The sequence below is a fragment of the Psychrobacter phenylpyruvicus DSM 7000 = NBRC 102152 genome (genome assembly GCF_000685805.1).
GTDB lineage: Bacteria > Pseudomonadota > Gammaproteobacteria > Pseudomonadales > Moraxellaceae > Psychrobacter > Psychrobacter phenylpyruvicus.
In genome coordinates this window covers 49,214-61,060 of the sequence record NZ_JMKP01000019.1, presented here as the reverse complement: position 1 = coordinate 61,060, position 11,847 = coordinate 49,214, and the positions used below count along the sequence as shown (strand labels likewise).

The window sequence follows — 11,847 nt, the reverse complement described above, 5'->3', positions numbered from 1 at the left end:
AAAGCGGCTGCTTTCTTTATAATCTCATTGGCTTGCTTTAACTCTCTGTTCTCACGTTCAAGCTCTTTGATACGCTCCGCTTGGCTTTGAGCTTGAATGTTTGCAGGAATGGTTTTATCTACGTGCTTTTTATGCCATGATCGTAGGGTCTCAGGTGTGCAACCTATCTTTGGTGCTATAGCTTTGATGGCTGACCAGGTGGATGGGTAGTCGTCTTTAGCTTCAATTAGCATACGGACGGCTCGCTCTTTCATTTCAGGGGTATAGTTTCGTGTTTTCATTGTCGTATTCTCTCAGAAAATTGAGTCTCCGACAATCCCGGGGCGGTTCAAGTCAGGAAATTAATCTATCAGCTGATACAGGACAATCCATGAGTGCAGCCCTTAACCTCCTAAAAACAGTATTACTGTTTGCTGTCATCACCCTGCCTTTCTCAGTGAGTGCTAATGAAACTACTGCTAATGATGACTCCTTTATCGAAGCTGCAGAAGACTGCGAAAAGCCTGATATAGATATGACAGACACAAAGTATACTATGGTGACTTGCCTACATCAGGGGGTTTCTGTTTTTGGCATAAAAGATGAATTAGATAATAATTACTATGGTTTGATTAATGCCAAAGGTGAGGAGGTGGCTGCACCGGAATATAGAGCAATTCGGTATTTTTCAGATGGATTTTTAAGAGTTTATAAAGGTAATAAAGAAGGTATCATCAGCACCACAGGTAAAGTGGTATTGCCTATTATTTATGATCATATTGGATTAATCCATGATGGTTATGCAGAAATTCAGATAGCAGAGCCAGACGGTGACAACGTTAAAAAAGGCTTAGTGAACCAAAAAGGTCAGGTTGTTATTGCGCCTAAATACTATGAAATTGTTTATGATATGACGGGTTTTTCAGGTCTTGATAGTGACGTGTTAGCAGTTAGCATTAAAGACGATGATGATATTAAATATGGTTTAATATCATTTTCTGATGAAGTTGTTGTACCTCTCATCTATGATGACATCCTTGGGTTTTCAGCAGGATGGGCAAGAGCATGTCAGGATAAACGCTGTAATTTTATAAACACTAAGGGTGAGTTGTTGTTACCGTATTGGGCGGATAATGTTGGTGTCTTTAATGAGTCTAAGGCTTGGGTTAAGCACAATGGTAGATACGGCTATATCGATGCCTCGGGACAAGTAGTGATACCTTTTTTGTATGATGGTGCTGACTTCTTCAAAAATGGACGTGCTATTGTGTCTTATAATCCTGAAAATCTAACTCAGGAACACAGCCAAGATGAAGAGGTACAATCTGCTACTTACGGGTTAATTGATACTGATAATAATACGATTATCCCCTTTAAATATCAGAAGATAAGAAGAATAAATCCGAATCTTTTTTATGTAGAAAACTCTAATGGCTTTTCTTTTGTAAATAATGATGGCAAGTTAGCGACGACTAAAAACTTTGATAATATTGTTTTTGCATCGATTTTCAATGAGTTACTTGCAGTAAAAAGAGAGGGTAAATGGGGTTATATTAATCATGATTTTGAAACAGTAGTTCCTTTTGAATATCAAAAAGCCATCGAGTTTGAAGAAGATTTAGCAGCGGTAAAGAGAAATAATAAGTTCGGCTTTATTGATAAAACAGGTGAGATAGTTATTCCCTTTGAATATGATGACCCAAATATCGATGTTGAAGATTGGCGTACCAGTATTGAGTATAAGTATCGATTTTATAGTGATATGACAGCAGTGCGTAAAAATGGCTGTTGGGGAGTAATAGATAAAGATAATGATATCATTGTGCCTTTTGAGTATGATGATGCGGTTATTGAAAGCTCCTCCCAAATTAAAGCAACCAAAAATGGCGTAGACTATTTATTCGATGAGCATGGCAGTCCGATTGAAGAGGATTGTTGCTCTTCAGACTAACGCTATTTGTAGGGAAAAAGCATGAGATCAATCCCATTCTCACTCGAGCAAAAGATTCATCAAGTCATTACTCAAAAACTTTCTAAGTTCACGCGTATCACCACACCCTTTATAATAAGCCTTAAAATATAAGCATCTTATAAATAACCACCCCACATTCAAATACAAAACGAACCGAACCCTCTATGACCAATAAAACCATCGAAACCGCAGAACGTGAACTGTATTTAGCACTGATCCAACGCGCGCAATATCGTCCGATTGCTAATGAGTGGTTAGCGAAGCTACCGCAGTGGCTAAGTGATATTAAAGACAAGCGTCGTAATGCTCATGCTCCTGCCTATTTATCCTCAGTAGAAAATCTGCCTCAGCTGGATATAAAAAATGTCGATCTAAATAGTGACATATTAACCATTGATGCTGAGCTAACTGACGGTCAAAACAAACAGATAACCGCTTTGATGAAGCAGTTGATGCCATGGCGTAAGGGTCCGTTTCAGATTGGAACTGGCGACAATAAAGTTTTTATCGATACCGAATGGCACAGCGATTGGAAATGGAATCGGGTTGCCCCACATTTGGGTACGCTAGAAGGCCGTTATGTGCTCGATGTTGGCGGTGGCTCAGGTTACCACGGCTGGCGTATGGCAGGGGCAGGGGCGAAACAAGTTATAGTTATTGACCCCTCTTGTTTGTTCTATCACCAATTTATGTCAATTCGCCATTTTGTGAGTGGCTTCGATGCCGATACCGATGACGACAAAACAGGTGTAGGCTACCGCACCCACTATATTCCAGTGGGGTTAGAAGAATTACCTTACAGTACTGACCAAGGCAATCAACTGTTTGACACCGTATTCTGTATGGGGGTGCTGTATCATCGTCAGTCTCCTTTTGAGCATTTGCATCAGCTCAGAAACCAGCTGATTAAAGGTGGGCAGTTGGTATTAGAAACCTTAGTGGTCGAAGGCGATAAAAACACGGTACTGGTCCCTCATGATAGATACGCCAAGATGAATAATGTTTATTTTCTACCGTCGGTGGCGGCCTTAACCGGCTGGTTGGAGAAGGTTGGCTTTAGTGAGGTCAAATGCGTCGATGTTGATATTACTTCAATTGAGGAGCAGCGTGCGACAGAGTGGATGACGTATCAATCGCTCAAAGATTTCTTAGATCCTAATGACCCGGCCAAGACCATCGAAGGCTATCCAGCACCAATGCGAGCTACATTGATAGCCACTAAGTAGTTATTAGCATTAATTTAGCAATTCATTTAAATTTCTTATTGAAAATCCCTATGCCATGATACAGTCAAAATATAAGTTAAATTAACGCTCGTCGAAATATCTTGTCTAGACGACAGAACAGGACAGTTTCCCATGAATAAATTGCATTTCATAAGCACCGCCTTACTTGGGCTGTCAGCGATAATGACCACGCCTGTGCTAGCGGCAGAAGGGTATGGCAAACCGTTTGAGGATTGGGGTTACAATAAAGACGATTGGCAATTGGTCTGTGATAATACGTTGACCTGCCGAGCAGCAGGCTATTCAAGTGAGGATAACTTTGACAGGCCAGCCACAATTTTAATCACTGCCGTACCCAAGCAGATGACACCTAAGGCGGAAGTACAATTTTTACCCCCATTAAAGTCGGCCGATAAGCAGGATATTGAGCTGTGGCTGAATGATAAGTTTTATGGTCAATTAAGCGTCAGTTCAGATGGCGATGTTTATCAGTTAAACCAAAAGCAGACTCAAGCGCTGCTTAAGCAGGCGAGTCAAAATACTAAAATTGAGATAGTGGCTGTCTCTAATGTGGGTAGTACACGCTGGCAAGTCAGCGACAAGGGCATGAGTGCGGTATTACTCAAATTAGATGACGTACAAGGTCGAGTAGGTAACTCGTTGGCGTTGGTCAGTCAGAGTCATCGTAATAAACAAGTCCCTAAATCAGCGGTAACAAAACCTATTATTCATAAAGCGTTTGCTTTTTCTGGTAAAAAACAAACAGCGCTTGCGCCGGCAAAGCTTAACTACTTTCAGTCTAATATTGAAAAGTGGGTAAAGGTAGACTCTAAAAGCCTAATGGGTACCCAAGATGAAATGGGAGAGTGTGAACTGGTAAACCCTAAGTCGGAACAATATCGATCCTTTAAACGGTATGACTCAAACCGTCTCGGCTGGACCTTCACTCGAGTAGATAGTAACCATACGTTGGCCAGCCATTTGTGCTGGAGTGGCGCTTATAATATGGGATATGGGTATTGGCTGATAGACGACGCTAAACCCAGTAAGCCTCAGCTTATCACCACTTCTGGTTCAGATTATGCTAAGGGTGAGATTTGGTCGACTCAAAAGGGTCGCGGGTTAGGTGACTGCTGGGGACAAAAACAGTGGGTATGGAATGGGAAAGCTTTTGTGATTTCAAAAGAGGCAACCACGGGCATGTGTCGCGGCTTTGCTGGTGGTGCGTGGCAATTACCTACTTACGTTAGTGACGTTTATAGTAATCAGGTAATCGACCCTAAAGCGTCGAGTGTCCATTAGCCATCGACGCTTAAATAGACATCGTTAGGGTTAAAGAACCCATCTTTCAAACACAACTTCTAGTAGAAGTTTTAATAAGAAACCAACAAAACCTGCCCCTAACGCTAGGAAAATCCAGAAAGTTCCTGCACGACCAGCGTCAGATTTCTTGGAGATGTCCCACATAATAAAGAACAAAAAAGCGATAAAGATAGGCAGTAAAACGTATAGGCCCCAATTGGTAACAGTTTCAGCAGCAATAGCAAATACAGTAGCAATCATAAATTTATCCAGTTATAAAAGAGTTTAAAATACAGTGCCCATTATAGAGGAGTGGGCTTGTAAAATGCTATCAACGCTGTATAACTCTAACAAAATAACAAACATCAAAGTTTATGGAAAAAACAAGCAAACCTTGATATATTAAAGGGTTGCTCCAAATATATTAGCAATACATTATCGGTCTGTATTGCTGTAAAATCGTTTACATCTAATATTCACTTAACTTCAGAGTTTAATAAATTATGTCGCAAGCTCAAATTGATGAAATCTTTGCGTTATTAGATAGCGCAGCCAAGGTACTGATTGATCAAGGTATATTGCCGAATGACTGGCAAAACAACAGCCAAATCACGCGCAGTAAAAACCCTGAGCATGGCGATTATGCCAGTAACATTGCTTTAACTGCTGCTAAAGCTGCAAAGTCTAACCCCCGTGCTTTGGCAGAACAGCTGACTGCCGCTTTGCCTGAAAATGACAGCATCGCTAAATTAGAGGTAGCAGGCCCTGGCTTTATTAATATCTTTTTAAATAGCGACGCGAAATTTGCGGTATTAGACGCTATTTTTGATAAAAATGAGCGTTACGGTTTGACCGATGAGTTTTCAGATAAAAAAATTCAAGTGGAGTTCGTTTCTGCCAACCCAACTTCAAGCTTACATGTAGGTCATGGTCGCGGTGCTGCCTTTGGGATGAGTGTGGCTAACTTGCTAGAAGCCGTCGGTTATCAAGTGACTCGTGAATACTATGTCAACGATGCCGGTCGTCAGATGGATATCTTAGCGACCAGTACTTATTTGCGTTATTTGCAGGTTTGCGGTGAAGAAATCAAGTTTCCTGTCGGCGGTTATCAAGGTGATTATGTCACCGATATTGCCAAAAAAATTAAAGCCGAAAGTGGTGACAAATACCTCCATCCGTATAGCGTGATTAGTGATAATGCGCCTGAAGATGAAGTGTCTGAGGTGAATGAGGCTGGAGAACAACAAGTGGTCTCTGGCGACAAAAATGCCCACATTGATGTGCTTATTGCCAACAGTAAAAAGGCGCTTGGTGATGAAGGATATGAGGTATTTTTAAACGCTGCCCTTAATGAAATTCTTGACGATATCAAAGATGATTTAAATGACTTTGGGGTTCGTTTTGAACAGTGGTTTAGTGAAAGATCTATTGCTGATGAGATTGAGCCGGTATTGGCAGAGCTTGAAAGCAAAGGTCATCTATACGAAAAAGATGGCAATACTTGGTTCCGCTCAACTGATTTTGGCGATGAAAAAGACCGTGTGGTCCGTCGTGCCAATGGTTTAACCACTTATTTTGCCTCTGATATTGCTTATCACAAAAATAAATTCGAGCGTGGCTTTGATACCGTAATTAACGTTTGGGGCGCTGACCACCACGGCTATATTGCCCGTGTTCGTGCAGCGTTAACGGCTTTAGGTATCGATGAAAAGCGTTTGGAAGTGATTTTAGTACAGTTCGTAGCGTTATGGCGCGGCGAAGAAAAAATCCAAATGTCTTCTCGTTCAGGTAAGTTTGTGACTTTACGTGAGCTGCGTGAAGAGGTGGGTAATGATGCGGCTCGTTTTTATTATGTGGCTCGTAAGCCAGAAGTTCACATTGACTTCGATCTTGAGCTTGCCAAATCACAAAGTAAAGACAACGCCGTTTATTATATTCAGTACGCTCATGCGCGTGTATGCAGTGTGCTTGAAAAGATAGCTGCCAAAGGTTTTGATGTGGATGATGCACAAGGTAAAGCCATGCAAAGTCTACTAAACGCAGAAGCGGAAAGTGAGCTAATTAAATTGTTGGCGGCTTATCCTGCGACTTTAAAGCGCGCAGCTACCGGTTATGACCCTCACGTATTGACCAATTACCTAAAAGATTTGGCCTCTTTATTCCATGCTTGGTATAACGACAATCGTATTCTGCCGGTCAGTATTATTGCCGATGAAACCCCAAGCCAAGAAGAGCTAGATTTAATGCAAGCTCGCTTACGCCTGTCTAAAGCTGTGCGTCAAGTATTGGCCAATGGCTTGAGCTTATTAGGATTATCAGCCCCTACCAGCATGTAAGTCCGTTGTTTAGCTTGGGCTATTTGTTTTCTATGCTAAGCACCCTATAAGTTAGTTGTAGATTTTATTTGCTATGATTAACTTATAGGTCTATAAACCATTCTAAAAACATGGCCTGACTGAATTATAAATGGAGAAAATTAATGTTAGCAAAAAGACCCAAAGGTAAAGGTACTGTAGAAAGACGTCAAAGTGGTGGGGCTGCAAGCTTACTATGGATGTTCGTTGGCGCAGTGCTTACCGTAGGTTGTATATTGGTACTGTATCTATGGAATCCATTTGATATTGGCTCAGAGTCTAAGGTCGAGGAGCGTACGGTTGAGCCGATCAATCAGCCTATGTCTGAAACTAATGACTTTGAATTCTATGATTTGCTGCCCGATCAAGAAATGATTAGCTTGCCGGATGAGGCGATATTTATAGAAGACGAGCCTGCTGGCAGTGCTGGTGATTTGCAGCCAGATGTGGTGTTGACTCAGCCAAATACGGAGGCACGAGACAGCAGCGATCGCGGTTCTGATAACTTCGGTATCTCAGAAGAAAGAACCATTAGTCCAGCTCCTAATCAGCAGGCGCCTAGCGGTGAGCAGGATATTGTCATTGTTGAGGAAGAAGGCACCTATGATGATCCAACCGAGGGCAATCAAGGGGCTGCTACTCGAGTTAACAAGAGCAATAGTGCGTCACAAGCCGCTGCCAAATCTGCGCCAGCAAAAAGCTATATCTTACAGATTAATAGCTTTAGCAGTGCAGAAGAAGCAGATAAGCGTCGGGCGCAAGTGCTAATGGCCGGGGTGGATGCTCATGTAGTAAAGAGCAAGATGGCTAATGGTCAGGTGGTTTATCAAGTGGTTTCACCCACTATGACCAATCGTCAAAAGGTGATGGCTGCCCAGCAAAGATTGCAAAATAACGGTATTGATTCTTTGGTTGTTGAACAACGCCGTTAAAATATATAGCCCTTAATCTAAAGGTGGGTTAACTATGGCAAAAGTTTCTTCTATTACTCGAGTACTGCAAATTATTGAAGCAGTCTCTTATTCAGCCAAGCCGATCACACCGCTAGAGCTGTCGCAGCAACTTGATATCCCCAAACCAACGATTCATCGCTTGTTACAGCAGCTGATAGAAGAGGGGTTTGTTATGGTAGATATTACTGGTGGCATTGTCGCTGGACGCCGAGTACGTAATATGAGTGTCGAGCTGTGGCAGCAGCGCCAGTTTTATAGTGAGCGTCATGTTATTTTGCAGCGTCTGGTACGCGATGTAAAAGAGACTTGTGGCATTAGCGTACCTCACAATATGCACATGATTTATACCAATCGTGCTAAGACCGATTTGCCATTACAGATTTATTTGCCAGTGGGCGCCAAATCACCGATGTGGTGTACTGCTACGGGTAAGCTATATCTGAGTCAACTTTCGCCTGAGCGTCGTAGTAAAATGCTACAAAACTTAAGCTTAGATAAGTTCACTAAGAATACCATCACTGATATTGATGAGCTTAATAAAGCATTAGATGCCATTGCTGAAACAGGGGTGGGTATCGATAATGAAGAGTTTATATCAGAGATGGTCGCCGTCTCGGTGCCTATTTTGGATAAAAAAGACCGCTACTTAGCTTCTTTATATATGCATGCTCCCACGGTACGGGTATCGCTTGAGGATATGATGCAGTCGGTCCCCCGCTTGCGTGAGGCGGCCTTAGACATTCAGACTTTGGTTTATGAGCTGCAAAGCTAAAGCCGCTTTAACTGAAATTGAAATAAAATGAATAGCAAAAAGCCCAAGTTATTGACTTGGGCTTTTTGTTTATAGGGCTACTATTGTTTATAGGGCTCTTTTATTTGTATAGTTACTATTTATGCTGTGTCAGCCAACTAGGATTGATTAAGGACACTACTATCGAAATGAGCCATGATACTCGAGAAGTCTTTGTCATTATACTGTTTGACATGCTCATCATACAAAGCAGTGGCTTGAGCGCCCATAGGCACTTCAACGCCGATATCTTCAGCGGCTTGTAAAGCTAAATGCAAGTCTTTGTGCATGTGTTGACTCATAAAGCCCCCGGTGTAGCCACGGCTTGAAGGTACTTTTTCTAAAATACCAGGGTAGGGGTTGTAAACTTCCAATGTCCAGTTGCGGCCTGAGCTTTGTAGCATAATCTCTGATAGAACCCCCGCATCTAAGCCGTTTTTAACCCCAAGGTTAATGGCTTCTGCGGTGCCACTCATCAAGATACCCAACAGCATATTGTTGCAAATCTTAGCAACCTGTCCGGCGCCACTGCTGCCGGCATGAAATATGTTTTTACCCATGGCTTTTAGGATAGGCTCGGCTCGTTTAAAAGCACTGTCTTCACCGCCTACGATAAAGGTAAGAGTACCTGCTTCTGCGCCAGCCGTACCGCCAGAAACTGGGGCATCAACGATGTCAATGCCCTTAGCTGTGGCAATTTTAGCCACTTTTCTAGCTTCTGCTGCATCAATGGTAGAGCTATCAATAACAAGAGTGCAACTGGGTAAATCTGACAATAGTCCTTGCGGCGTTAGCTCATTGGCTTCAGCGTCTCCTAAATAAACCGTTTTGACATGTTTACTGGCAGGGAGCATGGTAATGACTACCTGAGCCCCTTTTGTCGCTTCTTGTGGAGAGCTCGAGGTTTTTGCACCGGCATCAGCCAGCTGCTGCTGTGCTTGCTCTGATAGGTCAAAGACAGTGACGTTGTAACCTTGTTTTAGCAAGTTTTTGGCCATGGGTCCGCCCATATTACCAAGACCGATAAAGGCTATATGGGTATTATTATTAGTTTTCTCTGTCATATCATCACTCCTTGATGAGTATAAGGGATAAGTTGTTTTGTATTTGTTATATAAGATAAGCGACCGTTAGCTGGTTAGAGATTGAGCAGCAAATGAGTCTAACCCCAACCAGTCTGCAAAGATGTGCTCACCAGCAGGGTAAGGATTGTCAAAATGGCTGGCTATATAACGACTGCCCTCGTCATCCAAACAGGCCTCTAATGTGCGTGACCAGTTTGGATTTTTATCTTTATCAATCAGTAGCGCTCTAACCCCTTCTTTGAAGTCTGGATTATTGGCACAATGCACTGCCACATTGGCTTCTAAATACAGAATCTGTTCAAGCGAATAATCTTTAACTCGGTGGTACAGCTCATAGGTCAGAGCAGCGGTTACGGGACAACCGGCACGATAGGTGGCTAGGGCACGCTGTGCCCATTTGTCTGCAGCAAACTTTGGATCAAGTTTGGCTATTGCTTCATCATCTTGAAGTAGAGCATCAATCTCTTTTAGGCCACCGCTGACCATCAGCTCTTTGATGGTTTGCCAATGCTCAGCCAGTTTGCTCGGTGCTATATCGATCGGTGTGTCTTGCGATAGCGTGGCGAGGCAGTGGCTAGTCAGATGACTGGCATTACTGGTTACGCCATGCGTGTTTGAGCCTGTAGCCCAGTCCACTTTGCTCAAGGCTTGTATGACTTGTGAATAGCTGTCACTGGGTAGGGCATACTCGGCAAGACTGGCAAACTGAGCATCGTTACCATTACACAAAGCACCAGTTAATCCCAAAAATAAGCCAGTTTTTGCCGGCATACGCTGTAAGAACCAACTGCCAGAGGCATCGGGGAATAAACCAATGCTAATCTCAGGCATCGCAAACTTGGTGGTCTCGGTCACGATACGGTGACTACAAGCGGCCATTAAGCCCATACCACCACCCATGATAATGCCATTACCCCACAAAATAATGGGCTTATTATAAAAGTGCATTTGGCGATACAAAGCGTATTCGCTACCAAAAAACTCTGTGGCATAAGGATTGGGCAGCGGTGGATTATCGAGCATGCTGTCATACAGCTTACGGATGTCACCGCCGGCACAAAAAGCTTTGTCACCGGATCCGCGCAGTAGAATCGCCACAACTTTGTCATCATTTTGCCACTGCGTAAGCTGCTCGCTCATCAGCTGGCACATATCAACACTCAAAGCATTGAGCGACTTAGGAGAGTTAAGGGTCATCTCACCAATCACATGACCTGAGTCGGTGTTATGAGTGGCAAATAGAACACAGGGCTCAGTGGAAGCGGTATTTGGGGTGGTGCTATTGGTCATATCGGTCACCTTGTTATCAATCATGAGCGAAGAGGGCTATTTATAAAATTGGTACAAACCAAAATCACAAGTTATTTATTTTGCCAAGTGGGTTTACGCTTCTCCAAAAACGCATTGACCCCTTCGGTTTGATCGCTGGTATCAAACAGTTTGACAAAAGCTTCACGCTCATTGATTAAATTATAAGCAGGTGGGGTATATCGAGCCGATTGCACCAGTTGCTTTGATAAGGTCACGGCAACAGGCGACTGCTTAGCGACCTTTTGTGCCAATTCGGTAGCGATGACTAACCCTTGACCTTTTTCGACCACCTCTTCGACCAAGCCGATACGTAGGGCGGTGTCAGCATCAACACGCTCACCACACAAAATCATACGCTTCGCCCAACCTTCACCGACCAGCCACGGCAGGTTTTGAGTACCCCCAGCGCAGGGCAATAAACCAACACCCGCTTCAGGCAAGGCCATTACCGCATGCGACTCAGCGATACGAATGTCACAAGCCAAAGCACACTCTAGGCCTCCGCCCATGGCGTAGCCATTGATAGCAGCAATGCTGACACCGCGGTAATTGGATAGCGCTTCGAAGGCTTCACCAAAAGCAATAGCCATTGAAATGGCATTGCCTTTATCGCCATCGGCAAAGGTGTTTAAATCCGCACCGGCTGAGAAGAACTTCTCGCCGTCACCATGGATAACTAGCGCATAGACCGAGTCGTTGTCATTTAGGTCTGTAACCAGCTGTTTAAGCGCAGCCAGACTGTCAGCGGTCCAAGTATGGGCTGGCGGGTTATTAAGGGTTAATGTTGCAACGTGGCCATCGATATTCAGATCTAAATTGGTATAGTTTGTCATAGGTTTGCCTTCTATCATTCCGTGTTTTGAGCCGTCCGTGTT

General features: G+C 43.3%; 11 protein-coding genes. 6 read left to right on the top strand and 5 right to left on the bottom strand.

Annotated features, from left to right (window positions below):
• Positions 1-281 (bottom strand): transposase (locus G561_RS0108555; RefSeq protein WP_028859177.1); only part of this gene is annotated, 281 nt, incomplete at its 3' end.
• Between the two features lie 89 nt (positions 282-370).
• On the opposite strand from G561_RS0108555, the gene G561_RS0108550 reads away from it, so the two are divergent.
• The 3 genes from G561_RS0108550 (at position 371) to G561_RS0108540 (ending at position 4,479) form a co-directional block, all read left to right on the top strand.
• The gene (locus G561_RS0108550; protein ID WP_028859176.1) at positions 371-1,930 is read left to right on the top strand and encodes a WG repeat-containing protein; all 1,560 of its coding nucleotides are present in this window, start codon (positions 371-373) and stop codon (positions 1,928-1,930) included.
• Positions 1,931-2,115: 185 nt separating this feature from the next.
• A complete protein-coding gene (gene cmoB, locus G561_RS0108545; RefSeq protein ID WP_028859175.1) occupies positions 2,116-3,177 on the top strand; it encodes a tRNA 5-methoxyuridine(34)/uridine 5-oxyacetic acid(34) synthase CmoB in 1,062 nt (353 codons plus the stop codon).
• Between the two features lie 132 nt (positions 3,178-3,309).
• Positions 3,310-4,479 carry a DUF1176 domain-containing protein gene (locus tag G561_RS0108540; protein WP_028859174.1) on the top strand — a complete coding sequence of 390 codons (1,170 nt, stop codon included), beginning with the start codon at positions 3,310-3,312 and terminating at the stop codon, positions 4,477-4,479.
• A gap of 30 nt (positions 4,480-4,509) precedes the next feature.
• On the opposite strand, the gene G561_RS0108535 is transcribed toward G561_RS0108540, so the two are convergent.
• Complete coding sequence (locus G561_RS0108535) at positions 4,510-4,740, bottom strand: DUF2788 domain-containing protein (RefSeq protein WP_007394386.1); 231 nt, start codon at positions 4,738-4,740, stop codon at positions 4,510-4,512.
• A gap of 242 nt (positions 4,741-4,982) precedes the next feature.
• Between G561_RS0108535 and argS the strand changes: the two genes are divergently transcribed.
• The 3 genes from argS (at position 4,983) to G561_RS0108520 (ending at position 8,558) form a co-directional block, all read left to right on the top strand.
• Positions 4,983-6,815 (top strand): arginine--tRNA ligase, encoded by a 1,833-nt coding sequence (gene argS / locus G561_RS0108530; protein ID WP_028859173.1) that lies wholly within the window; start codon positions 4,983-4,985, stop codon positions 6,813-6,815.
• Positions 6,816-6,958: 143 nt separating this feature from the next.
• Positions 6,959-7,765: an SPOR domain-containing protein gene (locus G561_RS0108525; RefSeq protein ID WP_028859172.1), complete on the top strand. Its 807-nt coding sequence runs from the start codon at positions 6,959-6,961 to the stop codon at positions 7,763-7,765.
• A 34-nt stretch (positions 7,766-7,799) separates the two neighbouring features.
• Entirely contained in the window at positions 7,800-8,558 is a 759-nt protein-coding gene (locus tag G561_RS0108520) for an IclR family transcriptional regulator (RefSeq protein WP_028859171.1), read from the top strand.
• Positions 8,559-8,695: 137 nt separating this feature from the next.
• On the opposite strand, the gene mmsB is transcribed toward G561_RS0108520, so the two are convergent.
• From mmsB to G561_RS0108505, 3 genes are all read right to left on the bottom strand, one after another.
• Positions 8,696-9,640, bottom strand: coding sequence for a 3-hydroxyisobutyrate dehydrogenase (gene mmsB, locus G561_RS0108515; RefSeq protein WP_028859170.1), 945 nt, complete (start codon positions 9,638-9,640; stop codon positions 8,696-8,698).
• 66 nt (positions 9,641-9,706) lie between these two features.
• Positions 9,707-10,951, bottom strand: a complete 1,245-nt coding sequence (locus G561_RS0108510) for an enoyl-CoA hydratase/isomerase family protein (RefSeq protein ID WP_028859169.1) — start codon at positions 10,949-10,951, stop codon at positions 9,707-9,709.
• A 71-nt stretch (positions 10,952-11,022) separates the two neighbouring features.
• Complete coding sequence (locus tag G561_RS0108505; protein ID WP_028859168.1) at positions 11,023-11,805, bottom strand: enoyl-CoA hydratase; 783 nt, start codon at positions 11,803-11,805, stop codon at positions 11,023-11,025.
• Positions 11,806-11,847 lie beyond the last annotated feature (42 nt).

Coding starts and splice junctions, on each gene's coding strand:
- G561_RS0108550 (WP_028859176.1), top strand. CDS start 371: ATGAGTGCAGCCCTTAACCTCCTAAAAACAGTATTACTGTTTGCTGTC.
- cmoB (WP_028859175.1), top strand. CDS start 2,116: ATGACCAATAAAACCATCGAAACCGCAGAACGTGAACTGTATTTAGCA.
- G561_RS0108540 (WP_028859174.1), top strand. CDS start 3,310: ATGAATAAATTGCATTTCATAAGCACCGCCTTACTTGGGCTGTCAGCG.
- G561_RS0108535 (WP_007394386.1), bottom strand. CDS start 4,740: ATGATTGCTACTGTATTTGCTATTGCTGCTGAAACTGTTACCAATTGG.
- argS (WP_028859173.1), top strand. CDS start 4,983: ATGTCGCAAGCTCAAATTGATGAAATCTTTGCGTTATTAGATAGCGCA.
- G561_RS0108525 (WP_028859172.1), top strand. CDS start 6,959: ATGTTAGCAAAAAGACCCAAAGGTAAAGGTACTGTAGAAAGACGTCAA.
- G561_RS0108520 (WP_028859171.1), top strand. CDS start 7,800: ATGGCAAAAGTTTCTTCTATTACTCGAGTACTGCAAATTATTGAAGCA.
- mmsB (WP_028859170.1), bottom strand. CDS start 9,640: ATGACAGAGAAAACTAATAATAATACCCATATAGCCTTTATCGGTCTT.
- G561_RS0108510 (WP_028859169.1), bottom strand. CDS start 10,951: ATGACCAATAGCACCACCCCAAATACCGCTTCCACTGAGCCCTGTGTT.
- G561_RS0108505 (WP_028859168.1), bottom strand. CDS start 11,805: ATGACAAACTATACCAATTTAGATCTGAATATCGATGGCCACGTTGCA.